The sequence below is a fragment of the Chryseobacterium gwangjuense genome, from assembly GCF_021311115.1.
GTDB lineage: Bacteria > Bacteroidota > Bacteroidia > Flavobacteriales > Weeksellaceae > Chryseobacterium > Chryseobacterium gwangjuense.
On sequence record NZ_JAJTNP010000001.1, the window covers coordinates 543,837 to 564,544 of the forward strand.

General features: G+C 34.0%; 16 protein-coding genes. 2 read left to right on the plus strand and 14 right to left on the minus strand.

The window, feature by feature from the left end; all coding sequences use genetic code 11:
• Positions 1-19 precede the first annotated feature (19 nt).
• Positions 20-1,168, plus strand: a complete 1,149-nt coding sequence (locus tag LV842_RS02440; protein ID WP_233109871.1) for a methionine aminotransferase — start codon at positions 20-22, stop codon at positions 1,166-1,168.
• A 5-nt stretch (positions 1,169-1,173) separates the two neighbouring features.
• On the opposite strand, the gene cls is transcribed toward LV842_RS02440, so the two are convergent.
• From cls to LV842_RS02490, 10 genes are all read right to left on the minus strand, one after another.
• Positions 1,174-2,640 carry a cardiolipin synthase gene (cls, locus tag LV842_RS02445; RefSeq protein ID WP_233109872.1) on the minus strand — a complete coding sequence of 489 codons (1,467 nt, stop codon included), beginning with the start codon at positions 2,638-2,640 and terminating at the stop codon, positions 1,174-1,176.
• 76 nt (positions 2,641-2,716) lie between these two features.
• Complete coding sequence (locus LV842_RS02450; protein ID WP_233109873.1) at positions 2,717-3,481, minus strand: SDR family NAD(P)-dependent oxidoreductase; 765 nt, start codon at positions 3,479-3,481, stop codon at positions 2,717-2,719.
• An 87-nt stretch (positions 3,482-3,568) separates the two neighbouring features.
• Positions 3,569-4,516, minus strand: a complete 948-nt coding sequence (locus LV842_RS02455) for a helix-turn-helix domain-containing protein (protein WP_233109874.1) — start codon at positions 4,514-4,516, stop codon at positions 3,569-3,571.
• Between the two features lie 67 nt (positions 4,517-4,583).
• Positions 4,584-5,651 (minus strand): hypothetical protein, encoded by a 1,068-nt coding sequence (locus LV842_RS02460; protein ID WP_233109875.1) that lies wholly within the window; start codon positions 5,649-5,651, stop codon positions 4,584-4,586.
• An 87-nt stretch (positions 5,652-5,738) separates the two neighbouring features.
• Positions 5,739-6,830, minus strand: a complete 1,092-nt coding sequence (gene ychF / locus LV842_RS02465; protein WP_233109876.1) for a redox-regulated ATPase YchF — start codon at positions 6,828-6,830, stop codon at positions 5,739-5,741.
• Positions 6,831-6,979: 149 nt separating this feature from the next.
• Complete coding sequence (locus LV842_RS02470) at positions 6,980-8,944, minus strand: AAA family ATPase (protein ID WP_233109877.1); 1,965 nt, start codon at positions 8,942-8,944, stop codon at positions 6,980-6,982.
• 97 nt (positions 8,945-9,041) lie between these two features.
• Positions 9,042-9,593 carry a ferritin gene (locus LV842_RS02475; RefSeq protein ID WP_233109878.1) on the minus strand — a complete coding sequence of 184 codons (552 nt, stop codon included), beginning with the start codon at positions 9,591-9,593 and terminating at the stop codon, positions 9,042-9,044.
• A gap of 334 nt (positions 9,594-9,927) precedes the next feature.
• Positions 9,928-11,526, minus strand: a complete 1,599-nt coding sequence (locus tag LV842_RS02480; protein WP_233109879.1) for a glycoside hydrolase family 10 protein — start codon at positions 11,524-11,526, stop codon at positions 9,928-9,930.
• 121 nt (positions 11,527-11,647) lie between these two features.
• Positions 11,648-13,453: a translational GTPase TypA gene (gene typA, locus LV842_RS02485; RefSeq protein ID WP_233109880.1), complete on the minus strand. Its 1,806-nt coding sequence runs from the start codon at positions 13,451-13,453 to the stop codon at positions 11,648-11,650.
• A gap of 187 nt (positions 13,454-13,640) precedes the next feature.
• A complete protein-coding gene (locus LV842_RS02490; RefSeq protein WP_233109881.1) occupies positions 13,641-13,895 on the minus strand; it encodes a DUF1294 domain-containing protein in 255 nt (84 codons plus the stop codon).
• Between the two features lie 80 nt (positions 13,896-13,975).
• On the opposite strand from LV842_RS02490, the gene LV842_RS02495 reads away from it, so the two are divergent.
• The gene (locus tag LV842_RS02495) at positions 13,976-14,332 is read left to right on the plus strand and encodes a hypothetical protein (protein WP_233109882.1); all 357 of its coding nucleotides are present in this window, start codon (positions 13,976-13,978) and stop codon (positions 14,330-14,332) included.
• An 85-nt stretch (positions 14,333-14,417) separates the two neighbouring features.
• Here LV842_RS02495 and LV842_RS02500 read toward each other — a convergent pair whose 3' ends face one another.
• From LV842_RS02500 to LV842_RS02515, 4 genes are all read right to left on the minus strand, one after another.
• Positions 14,418-15,680 carry an McrC family protein gene (locus LV842_RS02500; RefSeq protein ID WP_233109883.1) on the minus strand — a complete coding sequence of 421 codons (1,263 nt, stop codon included), beginning with the start codon at positions 15,678-15,680 and terminating at the stop codon, positions 14,418-14,420.
• Entirely contained in the window at positions 15,670-17,712 is a 2,043-nt protein-coding gene (locus tag LV842_RS02505; protein ID WP_233109884.1) for an McrB family protein, read from the minus strand. The genes LV842_RS02500 and LV842_RS02505 overlap by 11 nt, the downstream gene beginning before the upstream one ends.
• Positions 17,713-17,789: 77 nt before the next feature.
• Positions 17,790-18,476: a hypothetical protein gene (locus LV842_RS02510; RefSeq protein WP_233109885.1), complete on the minus strand. Its 687-nt coding sequence runs from the start codon at positions 18,474-18,476 to the stop codon at positions 17,790-17,792.
• Positions 18,477-18,709: 233 nt separating this feature from the next.
• The gene (locus tag LV842_RS02515; RefSeq protein WP_233109886.1) at positions 18,710-20,704 is read right to left on the minus strand and encodes a DEAD/DEAH box helicase; all 1,995 of its coding nucleotides are present in this window, start codon (positions 20,702-20,704) and stop codon (positions 18,710-18,712) included.
• Positions 20,705-20,708 lie beyond the last annotated feature (4 nt).

The window sequence follows — 20,708 nt, forward strand, 5'->3', positions numbered from 1 at the left end:
TGATTAAAAATTTCAGTTCATGATTCAACTTCCTTTATCCAAACTTTCCAATATCGGAACTACCATATTCAGCCAAATGACGCAGCTTGCCAATGAGAACGAAGCGATCAATTTATCTCAGGGATTTCCTGATTTTATGCCTGATACTGAACTTTTGAATTACGTAGACCAGTTTATCAAAAAAGGATTTAACCAATACGCTCCAATGGGAGGAATGATCGGTTTAAAGGAAGAAATAGCGAGAAAAATAGAAAACTCTCATCAGGCGATTTACCATCCGGATACGGAAATAACCGTCACTTCCGGTGGAACACAGGCGATTTTCACTACCATTGCCACCTTTGTAAAAAAAGATGATGAAGTCATTATTTTCGAACCGGCTTATGACTGTTACGAACCTACCGTAGAGCTTTTCGGAGGCGTTGTAAAACGTTTTGAAATGAAAGCTCCCGATTATGAAATCGACTGGAATGCAGTAAAGAATCTGGTTTCAGACAAGACCAAGATGATCATCCTGAACAATCCCAACAATCCTTCCGGAAAGATCTTAAAAGAAAACGATATTCAGGAATTAATCAACATTGTAAAAGGAACTTCCATTTTAATACTGAGTGATGAAGTCTATGAAAACATTGTTTTTGACGGAAAACAGCATCTAAGCATCTGTAAATATCCTGAATTAAAAGAAAGAAGCCTTTTGGTAGCCTCGTTCGGGAAGTTATTTCATGTTACAGGATGGAAGGTCGGTTATTGTGCAGCTCCTAAAAACCTGACCGATGAATTTAGAAAAATTCACCAGTTCAATGTTTTCTCTGTCAATACGCCTATTCAGATGGCGTTGGCAGAGTATATGAAAAATGACGAGCATTATACTCAGCTTAACCAGTTTTTCCAGGAGAAAAGAGACTTTTTAAGACAAGGTTTGGCCACGACCTCTTTTGAGCTGTTAGACTGTGAAGGAACTTACTTCCAGGCTTTGAAATACGATAAGATCTCAGACAAAAATGATTTTGACTTTGCCAGTGAACTGACGATCAACCATAAAGTAGCAAGCGTTCCGTTCTCTTCTTTCTATAAAAACAAACTGAATGAACACGTGATCCGTTTATGTTTTGCCAAAAAACAGGAAACCCTGGAAAAGGCTATTGAAAACCTCTCCAAACTTTAACCACACTACATGAGTGGAGAAAGAAGCCTTGCCAGATGTTCAAAAAAGACTTTATATTTCGGCCTTTTTCTCCATTCATTTAATGAGAGTTCTCTAGAGTCTTTCATATCTTCAAGAAAAATGGTTTCCAGTTTCTGATTGATTTCCTGATCAAAAATCAGGGTGTTGACTTCAAAATTCAGTTCCTGGCTCCGGACATCCATATTGGCTGTTCCCACACTGGAAAAATCATCATCCACGATCATCGTCTTGGAATGGATAAATCCTTTTTTATAAAAGAATATCCGAACTTTATTCTCTAAAAGCCCTTCATAATAAGAATAAGCAGCCGAGTTCACGACCACAGAATCTCCTTTTTCAGGAACCATCAATCTTACATCCAAACCAGCCTGTGCAACCTGTTTTATTGCATTTAAAATGGTTTCCATAGGAATAAAATAAGGCGTAACAATATACACTCGCTTTTTCGCCGATAAAATGACAGAGCTTGTACTCAGCATAATCACCGGACTTGTATCCGGTCCGCTTGCACCGACCTGAACTAGCTTATTCCCTTTATATTCATCCTCATAATCGAAATAATCTTTTGATAACTCAGGAATGGATTCCGTAGCAAATACCCAGTTGGTAAGAAACAGAAACTGGAAATAAAAAGCTGAATTCCCTTTGAGATAGACATGCATATCGCGCCAGTATTGCTGGGAATTAGGATTGATATATTTGTCTGAAACATTGATTCCTCCTGTAAAAACTTCTTTTCCGTCGATGATGATTATTTTACGGTGATCCCTGTAATTGACCCTGTTCGCCAGAAGCCTGAAGGTAATCTTGTTCACCGGAGAAACCTGAATTCCCGCCTCCTGAAGCTTTGCAATCATCTTTTTACCGATCTTCCCGCTTCCCATCGCATCATATAAAAAACGGATAACAAGTCCTTCTTTTGCCTTAAGGATCAACAATTCCGCTAACTGATTCCCGATAGTATCATTTTCATAAATATAATATTCCAGATGGATGTGATGCTTTGCCTTTCGAATGCATTTAAAAACCTTGGCAAACTTCTCTTCGCCGTTCACCAGTATTTCCACTTCATTTTTCGAAGATAAGGGGGAATGCGCTGCGTTGTACAGGAAATTGATCGTTGTAATATATTCCCTTAGCTGCTCTTTACTTCTGTCTAAAGATTCCGAATGGGTCTTTTCAATATAATTCTGAATATCCCTGTAGATCTTCTCATTGATCTCAAACTTAAAATTATAGAATTTGTTTTTCCGGTAATTCACTCCGAACACAAAGTAGATAATGATTCCCACCACCGGAATAAAGATAATCAGCAATAAATACGCTAAGGTTTTACTGGTCGTTTTAGTGTCCATAATGATCTTCCCCGCAAGAAGAATAACGGCGGCAAAATAGATTACTTCCAGAATAAGTAAAATATAGGGGAACTGATCTAAAAAGTCTTTCATCATAAGAGTATGATAATGATGCTTTTAGTTTAGCCTAATAAAGATATAAAAAAAGCGGTAGAAAACTACCGCCTGATTTTTAAAAGAACATTCCTCCCGAAACTTCTATTCGTTGGGCGTTGATCCACCCTGCTTCTTCCGTACACAGGAAGGCTACCACTCCGCCAATATCATCCGGCAAACCGGCTCTTCCTAAAGCTGTATTCCCTGCTACCATTGCATTCATGTGTTCATCATCCCTTGTTCTTCCGCCTCCGAAGTCTGTTTCTATGGCTCCCGGAGCTACCACATTCGCTTTAATTCTTCTTGCTCCCAATTCTTTCGCCATATATTTCGTCAGCATTTCAACGCCTGCTTTCATCGATCCGTACACCGAAGAACCCGGAAGTGCAAATCTTGCCAGTCCTGAAGAAACATTTACAATTCCTCCGTTGTCATTCATGAATGGTAAAAACTTTTGGGTTAAGAAAAACACGCCTTTGAAGTGAATATCCACCATATCATCCAATTGCTCTTCAGTCACCTCCATTATCGGTGAATACAAAGCGGTTCCTGCATTATTGATAAGATAATCTATATTTCTGCTGCCTGTATTTTCTTCCAGATGATCTCCCACCTGCTTTATGAACGCATCAAAGCTTTTGATATCTTTGGTATTGAGTTGATAGGCAATCGCTTTTCTTCCCAAAGCCTGAATTTCTTCAACCACCTTATCCGCTTCTTCTTTGTTGCTTCTGTAGGTAATAATAACATCCAGTCCTTTCTGAGCGATTTTAACAGCTGAATTTTTTCCTAATCCACGACTTCCTCCGGTTACTAATGCGATCTTTGTTCTTGTTTCCATTTTTTGTTTGTTTTTGATGGGACAAAGTTCTGACAATTCAGCATCGAAGTGTTTGCTTAAATCAAACTGAAATTTGCAAAATTCAAATCACGAACGGAATTCCAACGGAGCTAAAGACGTTTTCTTTTTAAAGAAGTTGGAGAAATGGGCGATTTCTTCGAAGCCTAATGCATAAGCAATTTCGGAAACGTTCCATTGGGTTTGTTTTAAAAGGATTTTAGCTTCCTGAATGATTCTTTCCGCAATGATCTCCGTCGTGGTTTTCCCTGTACTTTCCTTTAATTTTTTGTTGAGATAATTCACATGCACCGACAACCGGTCTGCATAATCTTTGGCACTTTTCAGTTGCAGTCGCTGATCTGAATTTTCAATAGGAAACTGCCTTTCCAATAGCTCTATAAACAATGAAACTACTCTCAACGAAGCATCATTAGACGTCGATAGTTTAGAAGCCGGCTGTAATTTCTGACCATAATGAATCAGCTCCAACACATAGTTTCTGATCAGGTCATATTTAAAGATATAATCGGAATCGATCTCTTTTTTTATTTTGGCAAACAGCTGTTCTATTTCATCGGCCAGTTCATCATCGATTTCAAATAAAGGAATATTTCCCGGCTGAAAGATCGGAAGGTCTTCCAATGTACTGTGAGACTTATCCTTGATGAAAAAATCTTCGGTAAACACACAAAAGCTTCCCGACTGCTGCGGATCTTCAGGAACCCAATGGTAAGGCACTTTGGGCGTGGCAAACAACAAAGCATTGTTTTGAATGCGGATGATCTTATCGGCATATTCCGCACGGTTGCGTCCTCTGATCAGGCTGATCTTATAATATTTCCTCCTATTATAAGGCATTTCAGCCGTTGTTTTTACTCTTTCAATGGTTTGGGCAATATCAAATACATTAAAATGACCAATATCTTTATGAAGCCCTTTTGGAAAGATGGTTTCAATATCCGTTCCTAATTTCGCGGTCATTTCTTTATAAAAATCGTCGAGAGAAGTATATGAAGTATGAGTAGTCTTTTCCATAACACTGATTTGTAAAAATCAAATGTACAAAATAAATACAACTAAGGTTTTACTTCTGTTTTTGTATCTATATCACAATACCTCCGATCATTTCCAGCACCCACTTTCCGTCTTTATATTCGGCCGCATAATCACTCTGGTGACTGCTTCCCGATTCTGAAATATAAAATCTATTGGCATTATTCGGGTCTTTTTTCATTCTTGAAATGCCGTTCCTCGTCACATCGGTTATTCTTGTATAGTTTGTTTTTTCCTTATCATTTTCCGGGATAAAGAGAACCCTCATTTCGGGATTAATCTGATGAAAATAATCGCAATCACTCTGAAATATTTCAAAGGTATAATGGCTCTTTTTAAAATCCATATCGCCGGCATAAGAAGGAAGCAATAAGGTATACAGTTCTGAAAATTTGTTCTTTTCAGATTTAAATAACGGGTTCATGTCCTCAAAATCATTGATTCCGTCACCATCCGTATCTTTATTATCAGGATCTAATGCAAAATTCCGTTCAAAAATATCATTATAGCCATCCTGATCGGAGTCTTTCATGAGATCTTCCAGTTTTATTTTGAACAGCTTTCCGTCTTCCATGGCGGAATAATCATCATATCCGGGCAGACCGGGAACTTTAATAATTTTCACCAGACTTCCTTCAAACTGCAAAAACCCATCTTTAATAATCGGTTTTTCCTGAATATCATTGATGTAATAATGACTAAAGCTCAATCCTAAAAAGTAAGCAGACGGTTGATCATTTTCTATTTTCATCAGCCAGAATCCTAATTCGCTACTTCCCAATGCATACAAAACATTTCCATCCTGATACTTCCCTGAATAAGAAAAATTGTCCGGAAACTTTTCATTAAAGAGTTTATATTTTTCTTTGTTCGCCTTCCACTTTTCTTCAGAAAAATGATCTCTGAATTCTATACTGTCTTTTTTAAAACTTCTGTATTCTTTAAGATCTACAATCTGCAGATAATCCGGTTTTTCATTAAGAATTTCTTTCACCGTATAAGGCTTTTCCTCAACGTATACAGGCTTTTTTTCCTGTGCACTAAAACAATGGTCTTCAACCGTATTTTTCGAACAGGAAACGAAAACCGCCAACACAACAAAATATAAAATCTTCATTTATTACAAGTTTCCCGTAGGAATGCAAAAAGCGCTCCCAAAATACATCGGCAGCGCTTTTCAATTATAACTAACTTTAATATTTTCTTATACGTTGAATCTAAAGTGCATGATGTCACCATCTTTCACAATATATTCTTTACCTTCTACAGAAAGTTTTCCGGCTTCTTTTACTTTTGATTCAGAACCGTACTGCATATAATCATCATATTTGATTACTTCTGCACGGATGAACCCTTTTTCGAAGTCTGTGTGGATCACACCAGCCGCCTGAGGAGCCGTCCAACCTTGTCCGATCGTCCAAGCTCTTACTTCTTTCACTCCAGCTGTAAAATACGTCTGAAGCTTTAATAAATCATAAGCTTTTCTGATCAAACGGTTTACTCCCGGTTCTGTAAGCCCTAATTCGTCAAGGAAAATTTCTCTTTCTTCATACGTTTCCAATTCATTGATATCTGCTTCGATCTGAGCTGCCAATACGACTGTTTCAGCACCTTCACCTTTCGCCATTTCTTCAATTTTAGCAATCCATTCGTTTCCGTTCTTAATAGAGTTTTCATCTACATTACAAACGTAAAGAACAGGCTTATTGGTCAGCAACTGAACTTCTCCGATCACTGATGCTGTGAAGTCATCCGTTGCAAACTCTCTTGCATTTCTACCGTCCTCAAGGTGTTTCTGAAGATTCTGAAGTGTTTCGTACGTCAAAAGATCTTCTTTCTTTCCTGATTTGATGAACTTTTTAGCTTTTTCAACCGCTTTTCCAACAGTTTCCAAATCTTTCAACTGAAGTTCGATATCGATAATTTCTTTATCTCTTAACGGATCTACCGAACCTTCAACGTGAACGATATTTCCGTTATCAAAACATCTTAAAACGTGGATAATCGCTTCACACTCGCGGATATTTGCCAAAAACTGGTTTCCTAATCCTTCTCCTTTGCTTGCCCCTTTTACAAGACCCGCAATATCTACGATTTCTACAACAGCAGGCAAAACTCTCTCAGGTTTTACTATTTTTTCCAGTTCAAACAATCGCTGATCCGGTACAGAAACCGTTCCTAAGTTCGGTTCAATAGTACAGAAAGGATAGTTTGCCGACTGTGCTTTTGCGTTGCTCAGACAGTTAAAAAGAGTTGATTTACCTACATTCGGTAAGCCTACGATTCCACATTTCATAACGAAATTTTATTTTTTAATTATAGTGTTATGCAACCTTTCGGTTTCATATCGTAATATTCTAAGTTTAAGGTTGAAAACCTAAGGTTTGTTAACCTTCTGCTTTCAGCGTGCAAAGATAGTGAAGTTTACCGGGATTTGAAAATGAATTATTTATAATTAGATTTTTGAATAAACTCATATAAGGATTCAATAATGGATACAATCTTAGGATTTTCCTTAAAATCTTCCCAAGTGATTTCTCCTTTTTCCGTTAATTCCAATACTTTGTAGCTAACTTCTGCTTTATTCATTAAAGTACCTTCGGCTTTATCCCATATTTTATTTAATTCAGAAACATCAATTTTGACTTCATTTAATAGTTTTCCAATATAATCATCTTTATAAATTTCTTCCTTTTTTTCCTTCAAAGAATCTGAAATTTGCTTTTGTACTCTTTCTATATCTTCTTCTGTTTTAACTTTTCTTTTATCACAGAAATGTATTAGAATCTTGTCCCATACTTTAAATGGTAGAATATTCTCTACTTCTTTATAATCTTTGGTTGTATAATATTCAAAATTTTCATTTGCTATTGCTATTGCTTCATAAATCAGATGCTTCTTATTTTTGTATTCACCGTCATAATCGGAAATTAGAAATATCTTGTTGTTAACAGAAAAAGCATTAATCTTTTCTTTCAGTTCTTCCTCATCAAAGTTATAGTGATCAATATTACTTCCTGCATACTCAATAAATGCGAAATCAATATCTTCTTTAGGATAAAATTTATCAGTAACATATCTAAAATATGCTTTCAAAAAAGCTTTCAAATAATTCCGATCTGAAATTCCTTCAACCCAAATTGAACAATTTGCAAGAAATACGGAAGAATTCGTAACCCCTAAATATTGAAGTGCCGAATTATCACCATGATTAACATTTTTAACAACAAATTTATCCTTATCAACTTTATTAAAAAGGAAAATGGAAATATTCTCTTTTTCAATCGTTAAATCTAAAAAGTGATTAGAGTGTGTAGAAATAAAATAAATCAGCTTTTTTTCTTTTAAAAATTCATTAGTGGTAATCTGTTCCAAAAATAAACGTTGCATCCCTGGATGTAGGTTAATTTCCGGTTCATCAATAAAAATTAAACTTTCATTCTCACACATATAAATTTTATACATTAAAATAAATAGTGCCTGAATTCCATCACCTAATTCATGGAGGTCTTTACTTTCTCCATTTATGTAAACATTAATTATTTCAGAATCATCCTTTCCATTATGCTTATCATAAATATTGAATTTAGCGACAATTTCCACTTTTTTACCATGAAAAAAATATGTAGATAGAAACTCTTCGAATTTCTCAAAGGCTTCTCTCTTTTCTTTCACATCATTTCTTGCATTTACAATTTGATAATATAAATCTAAACCAGTAAAAATTTCAACCGCTTCAGTTGATTTTAATTTATGAGTATGAGATATTGTCTGTTTAAATATGTCTTTTGATATTTTTGAATAATGTCCATTATCCTTACTTTCAAAAAGAGAATGAGCTGTTCTTAAAGTTGGAATAAAGATATTCTTTATTCCTCCAATATTTTTTACCAATATATCATTTAGTAACTTAAGAAAATCATTTATTTTAAAATTATCCACAGGAGACAATTTAGTGTTGAAAATAAAAAACTGCTTCATAAGTGGTTGACTATCAAAATAATTCAAAAAATTAAGAACTTCTATATTATGATTTACAATTCCTTTAACATAAGATAGAGATATTCTTTGATTGAGATTAAACAATTTAAAATTTATAACACCTTTATCTAAGATACTTTTATAATTACTTGTATAAGGATTATTTTGTTTACTAACATAGCCACTAAAACTTAAAGATTCTATATAATTATTTATATCATTAATGATTACCAACGCATTAGAAATTTCAAAAATATTATATTGAGATATTAATAATAAGTTTCGAATAAACCTGCTTTTCCCACTATTGTTTGCTCCTATAAGAATATTAATATTAGATGCATCTTGCAGTAAATGCATTTTTTTATTATTTTCATCATAATATGATCCAAACGAATCTAAATTCTTTAAAATTATATCGAATTTCATTATTAGTTTTTTCTCAAAAATACCAAAACTAAATCACAAAAAAAATCCACCGGTATTCCGGCAGATTTTCAAAAATGGTAATCGTTGATTTTTATTTCTACGGATTATCTCCTGTAGCATCCTGAGCCAGAGGAACGTCATTCGGGGCTTCCTGCAATGCTTTATCTAAAGTAAATAAAGATTCATCGGTAGCTCTATCGCCTCCTGCGATTTTCAATTTATCGATCAGGTTCTGAGCTAAGGTTTCTTCTTCTATCTGTTCCTGAACAAACCACTGCATAAAATTCCAGGTTGCCCAGTCTTTTTCTTCCAGTGACAAATCTACAATCTTGTAGATCGCCGTCGTATTGTCTACTTCATGTTTAAATACTCCGTCAAAACAGGCAGATAAACTTTTCGGATCAGCCGGAGGAGCGGGAATAGCATCTACTTGTGGTTTTCCTCCCCTGTTCAGAATGTATTCCATGAATTTTATAGAATGGTTTCTTTCTTCCTGGGCATGTCGGTAAAGGAAGTTGGCAATTCCCTGATAGCCTTTGTCATCGGCCCAGATTCCGTACGATAAGAAAGTGTGTGATGCATGAATTTCTTTATTCATCTGACCACTCAATGCTTTTTCCACCATGGGGGAAAGTCTGTTGGTATTCATAACTCATATTTTTTGTGATTACGGATAATGATGCAAAAATGATTCCGATACCGTTTTTGAGGTGAATTAAAACTTAAGAAACACACACATAATCAATTGAAATACATGATTTTAAATCTTTAATCTATAGTGATTCTAAAATAACAAGACCGGTCCACTTATGAACCGGTCTTGTTGTATTTTTTCTCTTTATATAAGCCGTCAGTTCGAGTGATTTTTCGAAATGGAATGTAGAAAAATTGTATCGAGAACAGACTTTTATACATTACAAGTTCTCGATACAAAATTCTTTCAGAATTTCACTCGAACTGACGATATTTTTCTTGTCCAGAACTTACTTTATTTTCTTCGCCAGATATTCACTTTCGTTTCCTAATCGGTCAATCGCTTTAATTGCAATGGCGTTTAATGTTTTTCCGTCTTTATATTTAGGGATTTCTTTAGAAAGCTGCTCAACCGTCAGAATTTCGGTCTCCCAAATTCCATTGTATTGGGTGAAAAGTACCCATTGGAAAACCTCCCCGATGTTTTTAACACTCCAGTTGGTCTGTACGGAAGTTCCGTTATCCGTAGTAAACAATGTCGGAGCCTGTAATGGAACCGCTTTCAGCCAAGGCGTTTTCGGAACCAGTGCTTTTTCTTTGTAAGGTCCGTTTCTCAAGGTAGGAAGCATATTCGCGTTTTTCGTTAACCCAGCAATGCTCCAATGGATTTCTCCGGCATCATTTTTCAGCACCTGCCGTGAAATCTCAATCTGATTTTTAATCTCCGTCGGGCGGTCGGGAGATCTTACTTCTACGGTATTTAATCCCGGCCAAAGATGGCGTTTCATTGTATTTTCAGACTGCCACCAGTTCAGTAAAGCTTCAAAACCCTGACCTTTAGAATCAATCGTCCAGTACAATTGCGGCGAGAAATAATCAACCCAGCCGTTGTTTAACCATAGTTTAGCATCGGCATACAGCTCGTCATATTGTGAAGAACCTGTAATTCCTTCAGGATAACCGGGTTTCCAGATTCCAAACGGGCTGATCCCGAATCTTACGTAGCTTTTCTCCGCGTGAACTTCCTTATAAATTCTTTCCACAAATTTGTTGACATTATCTCTTCTCCAGTCAGCTCTCGATAAGGTTCCGCCACTGCTTACATAAGCACTCCACGAGGCATTATCCGGAAAATCCGCTCCCTTATTGTAGGTGGCATACGGATAGAAATAATCATCAAAATGGATGGCATCAATATCATATCGCTTCACAATATCTTTCACCACATTGGAAACATGACCCTGCGTTTTCGGATTCGCCGGATCAAACCAGTACATTCCGTTCTTTAATCTCACCACTATATCCGAAAGCTTATTCACCATCGACAAGCTGTTGGGTGTTCCTCCGTTTGCGTGGTGCGCACGATAAGGATTGAGCCAGACATGAAGTTCCAAGCCTCTTTTATGCGCTTCTTCAATCCAGAATTGCAAAGGATCATAGTTCGGATCGGGAGCTTTTCCCGTCTCCCCTGTCAAAAAATAAGACCATGGTTCAATATTGCTTGTATACAAAGCATCTGCCGAAGGTCTTACCTGAAAAATTACCGCATTAAAGTTATTCTCTTTCAGCATATCCAGCATACTGATGGCTTCCGCTTTCTGCTGATCTACCGACAGATTGGTTTTTGACGGCCAGTTGATATTCGCCACACTGGCAACCCATGCTCCTCTGAATTCTCTTTTGATCTCAGGAAGATTTGTTTTGAAAACCTCTTCTGAAAGTATCTTTACTGTTTTAGCTACAATTACAGAATCTTTCTGCACTGAAGCGACAGGTTTTGTTGTATTTTTATTTTTTATCGGCTTTGTACTGTCTGCTAACGTTTTAGAACTACTGCATGAAGCAAAAATACCCAGTAAGAATAGTAATTTTAATTGATTCCCTTTCATCGTAAAAAACTGCCTTAAATTATATTTCAATTATCAGGATGGAAAATAAACATTTTCTTTTGTTTCCGCAATAAAAAAGCCCCGAAAAATCGAGGCTTTAGTATATTATAAGAGTCTTGTATTAAGCTTTCGCTGATCTTTCAACTCTTTTTCTTTCTTCTTCAGAAAGTAATTTCTTTCTCATACGGATGAAGTTCGGAGTTACCTCGATCGCTTCATCACCCTGGATGTATTCCATACATTCTTCAAGAGAGAATAAGATTTTTGGTGCAACCCCTGTATCTTTATCTTTACCAGAAGCTCTCATGTTGTTCAGCTGTTTTGCTTCTACGATGTTTACCACCAAGTCTCCCGGCTTGTTTTGTTCACCGATGATCATCCCTGCATAGATCTCCTCACCCGGATCAACGAAGAACTTCCCTCTATCCTGTAGTTTAGCAATAGAATATTCTGTTGCAGGACCCTGCGTTTTGCTGATCAATACTCCATTGTTTCTTCCCGGAATAGCACCTTTGAAAGGCTTATATTCTGTGAAACGGTGTGCCATAATAGCTTCACCAGCAGTAGCTGTCAACATCTGAGAACGCAATCCGATCAAACCTCTTGAAGGAATTTCGAATTCCATGTGCTGCATTTCTCCTTTCGTTTCCATGATGTGAAGGTCACCTTTTCTCTGAGTTGCCAAGTCGATTACTCTTGAAGCATATTCTTCAGGAACGTCAACTACCAAAGATTCGTAAGGCTCACAGTTTTCTCCGTCGATTTCTCTCAAGATAACCTGTGGCTGACCGATCGTCATTTCATACCCTTCTCTTCTCATCGTTTCGATCAACACTGACAAGTGAAGAATACCTCTACCGAATACCAAGAACGTGTTCGCATCATCAGTCTGCTGAACTCTTAATGCCAGGTTTTTCTCTAATTCTTTAGTTAATCTTTCTTTCAGGTGATTAGAAGTTACATATTTACCATCTTTACCGAAGAAAGGTGAGTTGTTGATCGAGAACGTCATGTTCAACGTAGGCTCATCAATCGCCGTTCTTTCCAATGGCTCAGGGTTTTCAAGATCTACGAAAGAATCTCCGATCTGGAAAGCATCAAAACCTACTACCGCACAGATATCTCCGGCTTTTACTTCAGTTACTTTTTTCTTTCCTAATCCTTCGAAAACGTAAAGCTCTTTTACTTTTCCTTTCACCACTTTTCCGTCTGCCTGAGCAAGACCGATCCATTGAGATTCCTTAAGCTCCCCTCTTGTTACTTTTCCGATCGCAATTCTTCCTAAGAAAGAAGAGAAATCTAGAGAAGTAATCTGCATCTGAAGATTACCTTCAGATACTTTCGGTGCAGGAACATATTGTAAAATACCATCCAATAATGGTAAAATATCTTCAGTTTGTTCTAATGAAGTGTTGAACCAACCTTGCTTAGAAGAACCGTAGAACGTAGGGAAATCCAATTGCTCTTCAGTCGCTTCAAGGTTGAAGAACAGGTCAAATACCTGATCGTGAACCTCATCCGGACGACAGTTTGGCTTATCTACTTTGTTGATTACCACCAATGGTCTCAATCCTAGTTCCAACGCCTTCTGAAGTACGAATCTTGTCTGTGGCATCGGTCCTTCGAACGCATCCACCAACAAAATAACCCCGTCAGCCATTTTCAATACTCTTTCTACTTCCCCACCAAAATCGGCGTGACCAGGAGTATCGATTACGTTAATTTTCGTGTCTTTATAAGTAACAGAAATATTCTTGGATAAAATGGTGATCCCTCTTTCTCTTTCAAGATCGTTGTTATCCATAATTAATTCTCCACTCTCCTGATTTTCTCTGAAAATATTGGTAGCGTGGATGATTTTGTCAACCAAAGTCGTCTTACCGTGGTCAACGTGTGCGATAATCGCAATATTTCTAATGTTTTGCATAAAAGATTTTTACGGGTGCAAAAATAGTGATTTTTAATGAAAAACTTACTAATAAGTTTTGTTAATTAACAAATTCATAATGAGAAGGTTAAAAGAAAAGCCATTCTTAAGCCTCTATCATTGAGTTCATTATCTGCTTATTTCCATTAAAAATTAGGAATCCGAGATTAAGTTTTTATGAGTAATCTCAGTAATATTTTTCAAAAAAGTAAATCAAAGCCGCCTGAATTAAAACAATGAATCCGAATTTCAGTAAAAATGAAGGCTTGGAAATCTTATGCCTGAAGATCAGCATGGCTGCAATCGCTCCTATAGTCCCACCCACCGAAGAAATCCCCAATAATGTACTTTCAGAGATCCTTCTACGATGTAAAATCGACTTTCTTTTGTCTAAACCGAACGTAATGAAACTAAAGATATTGATAAATACTAAATACAACATTGCGGCAAATCTAAAATAAAATAGCATACTAAAAAACAGTCGTCAGGATTTTTTACATTTGCGACCTCAAGCAAAAGACAATGACAGTACAGGATCTAGCAGGAAGTTATTCGGTTCAGGGCAGCAATCAGGAAGAAACAGGTCATATCTCCTATCACGGTTTCCTGACCTTAAGCCTTGATGCCAACAACCGCATCATCGCACAATGGATCATCGGTGATCATATTCAGAACGGCACCGGATTTTATAAAGACCAGATTTTAGTCATCAATTTTAATTATGAAGGGGATGATCAGAAAGTTTATAAAGGAGTGGCTGTTTACCGTTGTCTTAATAAAGATACGTTGGATGGGTTCTGGTCTGAAAAGCATGGTAATCCTTTGTATCTTGGGAGTGAGTATTGTGTGAGGGTAAAGGGTTCGGAGGTTTTGAATTGAATTTTATGAATATCTAATAATCATTATGAACTTAGTAAAATAATCTTATAATAGAAACATCTGAGAGTCATTCTCAGATGTTTTATTATTCTTGAAATAATTCTAATATTTTATGTCCTAAATCTCCATGAAGCCTTCCCTCTTCATCTAACACTGAGATTTTCCCTAAACCGCACCTATGATGATCTTCCTTATTTTTAAGAGGTTGAAACTGATCAAACTGCGTTTTCTCATCTTTACCGGAAGGATATAACAAAAGTGACTTTTTACTTTCCCAGTATTCATTATAAACATACATCTGTCTTAAATCATGCGTACTTGGTTGAGACTGATCAATATTTTTCCATTTAGTATCAATAATAAATACGTCTGTGATTGTATTCTCTGATTTTCTCTTTAAAACAATATCCGGTCTAATACTGATGGTATTCCAAAAAGATGTAGAATTTTGTCCATATATTTCAATATCTTTATCCTGACACGCCTGCTTAAGTTTTATTAAAACATATTCTTCCCATAAACGATTCATATCAAATAATAAAGCCAGCATCTTTTCGGAACCATTTGAAATATTAGGAGCATAATTCAAGATAATTAATCTAGCAATAGAAAGAGCGGTTTTATAAGGAGCCGTTTTTCTTGACGTTGAAATCTTGGTAAATGTACTCTCATTAGCTTTAATGGACTGTACTTCCGGAAAACCCAGCTGCACCGTTTTACATTTGCTGTAGAGATAAGTTCCTTTTGAAAGGCTCGCAATAATATCTAAGGCCTGACCTAAAACTTGATGTACCAAATGATCTTTTTCATACACCTGATGTGTTGTATAAAAACGTTCTTTATGAACCAAATTCTTCTGAATATGCCCTGCGAATTCTAGCTTCCCCTTTAAAGCCTTTACATTATCTGTTTTTTTGTAATATTGTTTAATTAATCCTTGATGAATTAATAATTGAACTTCATTTAAAAACCATTCAAAATAAATATCCAACAGATGGATGGACTGCCTGGAAATATTTGCCTGACCAACCTGTTGGATTTTTAACTTTTTGGTCACCTTCAACATCTCGATCAGCACTTTCTGCCACTTCATTTTATTTTGCTTATCTTCAGATTCGTAACGATCGATCTTTGGAAGAATTTCTATTACTAATCCATTCACCTGAATGACACCAACAAACTGTTTGAATTTTATCCCATTATGACGAATTTCAAAATATTTATCATTATGTAGAATATTCAACTTGGATAATGCAATATAATGGCTATTTTCAAACTTTATATTATTATAAAGTTCGTCTACATAAAGACTACCGTATTCAAAAACCTGTATTAGTTTAGTTTTCAATGTACTCTAATTCTTTTTCTTCTTTAAATATTCCTAATAATTTTTGAACTGCAATCTTCATATCAATTTTATCAACATCTACTAATTGGTATTTAAGTTCAAACTCTGGCTTTGATTGTCTGAAAAACTTGGTAAAAAGTAATTTTTTATCCAATTCTTTTTCAATAAAAAAACCTTCTCCAAGAATCCATCCTATTTTTTCATAATCACCGTAAAAATACTCTTGTAATAGAGGGATAATATTATTTTTAAAAACTTTTTTCAAATCATCAAATGAATACACATCAATAAAATAAGAATGTCCAATAGTATGGTCTCTATCCAAAAGCACCTCTATTCTTTTATTTATTGTTTCTAATAGATTTTTCAAATTAACGCCAGAATAATTGAAACCTTTAAAATAGTCACTTTTATTTTTGTCCATTGTTACTTTCATTTCACTCCAAATATCCTTTCTTTTATCTATCCATTCTGTCGATACATTCAATAAATTAAATAAATCCTCCTCTTTCTCTACAAACTCACGATCACTCCAATCTACACTTTCGTATTTCCACAGAAGCCTGCAATACATCGCAGATGGAGTTAACAAATCAGTAATTGGTAACATTTCTTCAAAGCAAAAACGTCGTCTAAGCGCAGTATCTAATGCTTCAATACTACGGTCTGCAGTATTCATAGTACCAATAATATACAAATTAGAGGGTACACCGAATTTTTCTTTACTGTAAGGCAAGGTAACTTGTAATTCTTCAGAATTTCCGATTCGCTTGCTTTCTTCAATAAGAGTTATTAACTCTCCGAAAATGTTTGACACATTACCACGATTGATTTCATCTATTATAAGAACATAGTTTAAAACCTCACTTTTAGCATTAACATCATTTGGATAGTCATATAGTTTCTCTAAAATTGCAGGATAATATATCCCTACACCAGACTTTTTAACTTCTCTCTTATTATAATAGTATTCTTTTAAAGTATTTATGCTTAAAGTATGACTAGTACTTCCACTGGATTTTTTAAATTGAATTGACTTTTTTGTAAAGCCTATAATTGTATAATCTTTTCCTTTTGTCTTTAAAGGAAATTTCATACTGTCATCTTCTTCCCATTCATCTTTAAATTTAGAAAAAGCTGACTCAAATGGAAGATGAAAAACGTCTTTATCTTTTGAAGAATCTAAATTATCTTTAGCTTTACTACACAATTCAACAAAAATTCCAGGAATAATATCATAAATTACATTATCTTTCTTCACATCTGGTTTTATTCCTTCAATAAAATCCTCATAAGACATACTTTGATGAAAAGTAGTAAAAACTATTTGCTCATTGTCAACTAATCGTTCATATTCTTTTTTTATGCGCTCTCTATCTGTAAAATGAAAATTCGGGTTAGCAATTTTTACAGCTTTTACAATGGTATTATATGTTTTCCCAGTACCAGGAGGCCCATATAAGATTTGATTGATAGGAATTATATCTTTTTTATTTTCGGAATTCATCATTTTAATAGTTGTTTTATTTTTTTGTATCAAAATTTCTTTCAATGAGTAAAATAGGGGCTCAAAATTCATTATATCTCTCACTGTTATATTTACAAGATCATCCCAACCTGAAAAATCCTTTAAATAATATTCTTTGACAATTATATTATCCTTTCTAAACCTATAGTATTCTTTTCTCAATAGACTATTTTCGGATAGTCCAACACTATCAATTTTAATTACAAGCTTCTCATTTTTTTCAACACTCACTGTATATGCCAGAATTTTATTCTTCAAATCTTCTTTTGAAGGATAAATTTTTGCCCATTGATAAAATTCAAAAATATTAGCTTGATTAGTAGGCTTTTTAATAATTTTTATTTCCCCTTCTTTAAAAACTTTTTCTTTAACTAATGAAGCCCAATATTCAACTTTTTTATATGTCGTTTTTAAATTATCATATACAGATTGTAAATCATTAGTTTTTAATTTACTAGAATACTGAGTTAAAATATCTATTTCTTGTTTTTCAAAAAAATTCATCACTTTAGTTATTTGTTGGTATGACAAACATCCTTTGAATACTTAGGAGTTTAAATCTTTCCATAGGTATATTTTTCTTATTTATTAAAGCTTTTAATGTCTTCTATTATAGAAATAATCAAGGAAGGAAATTTACCATCTAAAACCATTTGGTAATCAACAATTTCATGCGTCATAACATCAATAACCTTCATAAAAGAAGGACTTATAATATATTTTTCTGAATAATTATTCTCTAAAAACATAAAAATAGCCTCCGCAAAAACTCCTAATTCATATGGTTTGTATCCATCTTTTTGTGCTGCAAACAAAAGAGCTCCCAAATAATTTTTATCTTCAATATTAAAAGTATAAATATGATGTGTCTCTACTTTTAAACTAAAGCCTTTTATATCAATAACTCCACTTTTTCTTACTTTTGAAAGTATTTCAATATCTTCTGAGGGTGTTACACTTCTAAAATCAAAATCCTCATAATTATATAAAATTTGCAGATTCCTATCGTATTTTAGTTTAGTACCTTTATCTAATTTAGGGGTATAATCATTTAAAATATCCGTAATTTTTTCTGATATAAAACTATTATCATTTTCTTTAAAAGCATTATTTAGTGCACTTATGCTCCTTACCCAATAATCCCCCCCCGTACTATCATCCTTTTCTTTCTCAATTTTCTCTTTTTGCAGGTTAGTAATAAAAGTACTTTGACGTCTTTCACTGAGACCTCTAAACTTTATTAAATCCTTAACTCTAATATCTTTCATCGCAAATAAATTATATTAAAAGTAAAAATACTTTTAGATTAGAAATTACCTTTTTCATACACCTCATCCTGCATAATCGCTAGATATTGGACCAGCAAAAAATCACTCAAATCCTACCGAATCTGTATGTCCTGATGCAAGCCGAAATAAATCTTTCCCATTAACATATTCTTCCTGCTTTAGTAGATGAATGATTTTTCTAATCGGATTCGGAGTATTTTATTCTGTTATTATTATTCAAAATAAACTTTTAAATCACTCATCTTTTCATTTTCAAAAATAGTTTTTCTAATATCGTGTATAGAAAATTTATTAGGTAAATTACCCGCAATCATTTCTAAAAAAGGATTAGCTCTTTGATATGGAATTCCATATTCGAAAAGTTTATTCATAATAACTAAAGTTTCATGAGTGGGATTATCTATGCCTATAAATTTAGAATAAAATTGTGCCTTTTTCCTCTTTGCTTCAACAATGACTGGAGTCGGAAGTAAATTTTTATTAGTATGTTTTCTATATAAATCATCCACATCAATTATAAAATTAATTAACGGTATAATTTTGAAAGGCAAAAAGCTATAAATCATGTCAATTAAAGTGGATATAGCTTGAGATTTAAATTTTTGTTTGTTTTTTGAATGTAACTCATCAACCATTGCACCGAACGTGCTAAATCGAGAACTTAAAATTATATTCAGACTATTTACATCTGTTCCACCAATAAGCTTTCCTATTATACCAAGAAGAAGAACATTTTTAGTAGAGGCTATATACTCGAGTAAAACTGTAAATTTATTAACTGTAAAACCATGATTATTTAAGAGATTAATAATTTCTTTTGAAGGGACATTAGAATAACTTGAATTTTCTAAATGTTTTTGTAATCTATCTTCATGTGAAGTCTTATTTTCAGATACTAATTCTTTATTAAAGTTTTCGTCACGATTTATTTCAATAATTTCAGCTTTATTTTCTAATTGAAACTGTATGTTAATATCTTTATACGAAACATTTGCATTTTCGAATTGTGATTGATGCTTCTCAAAATAATATATATTGCCGACTTTATGCTCACCTAATCTACCTGCACGTCCAATTAAATTCTTATATTTAACTAAATTTTTATCTCCTAATATATCTTTTGAACTATATATATAAATGTTTTTTGTTGGTGTGTTCACTCCTTCAATAATAGAGTTTGTAGCTAATACATTTTTTATTTGACTTGATTTAAAAAGGTCAATCACTTTTTTTTGAACAAATTTTGGCATGGGACCATAGTGTATTCCAATACCTGACTTTAAAGCTTGAATAGGTAACCATTCTGAATGAAAATCTTCTTCAACTCTTTGTATCCAATTATCATTTAGTTCAATTGAATTTTTAATTGATTTTAACTTTGTAAGATAAATTCTTTCTAATTCTCTTGGAGAATTAAAATATATGAGGTTAGTTATTTCGTTTTTTGATACTTCCCTACTTACTGCTTGTTCTAATTTTTTTACACTATGAAAGCTTTTAGCTACGGGCGCATAATCAGACTTGAGAATTTGAAAATTAAAGTTTTCTAACCCTATAATAGAGTTAACTAGTGGCATGAGTAGTACCATTTTATTTGAATTTTCTAAAGTATCAACAAATGAGCGATTTAAGATCACCTCTCTACTTCCTTTAATTGAATCTGTAAGTTTATAGGCTTCATCAATAACAAATAAATCAATCTTATTTTGATATAATACTTTTAAATTATAATATTTCTCCTGAGTTCCTATAAAAATACTTTTTTCGGAAATCACTTCTAAATTTTTAATCGAATCAAAAATAACATATCCTAAATCTGTAAAATGTAATTTAAAATCATCTAATAATTCATCGGCTAATGAATTTGTAGGAACTATAAAAACAACTTTATTTGGTTGATTATTAAAAATGTATTCTTTAATCAACATTGTTTTACCAAAGCTAGTGGGTGCTGACACAATACTGCGTTGATTTTCAACTATTCCATTGTAAATTTTAAGCTGTTCAGAAGTAAATGAAATATCCGAATTATAACTCAACTGATTCTTTTCCTGGATAAATTCAAGCTGCTTGGAAAAAAATGACTGATTTTTTTTCTCTTCATAATATGGAGATAAGTCGTAAAGAAATAAATCTTCCAATAATACTTTCTCTTCAGAAATATCAAGCAGTTTAATGATTTCTTCTCTGTTTGTCTGATTTATCATGAGC